The sequence below is a fragment of the Bacillus sp. SIMBA_074 genome (genome assembly GCF_046534555.1).
In the GTDB taxonomy this organism is placed as follows: domain Bacteria; phylum Bacillota; class Bacilli; order Bacillales; family Bacillaceae_G; genus Bacillus_A; species Bacillus_A mycoides.
The window spans coordinates 1-247 of sequence record NZ_JAWRYM010001021.1 but is presented as its reverse complement, the minus strand read 5'-3'; the positions used below and the strand labels follow the sequence as shown (position 1 = coordinate 247).

The following is a 247-nucleotide window of genomic DNA, read 5'->3' as shown; positions in this document are numbered from 1 at the left end:
GCCGGAGCAGATCAGTCGGACGGTCGCCGTGCTCGCTCGCCTGGCGGGGCGGACATGATGCCGGGCGGGGCGCTCGCGTCGTCGTTGGGCGTGCCGCAAGCCGGTGCGTCGACGCCGTTTCGCGCGGCATGCGCGGAGGATGCGGCGGCATGTGCGCCGCTCGTATTCTCATCCGGCGTGCGCGAATTCGCTTTCTTCCTCGGGGAAAGCGACGCACGCTGCATCGCATTCCTGGAACGGGCGTTCC

At 70.0% G+C, this 247-nt stretch carries 1 protein-coding gene; it reads left to right on the top strand.

Going from position 1 to position 247, the window contains the following annotated elements:
* Positions 1–54 precede the first annotated feature (54 nt).
* The coding region (locus tag SB773_RS33860; RefSeq protein ID WP_410594859.1) for a hypothetical protein at positions 55–247 on the top strand (193 nt) is incomplete at its 3' end.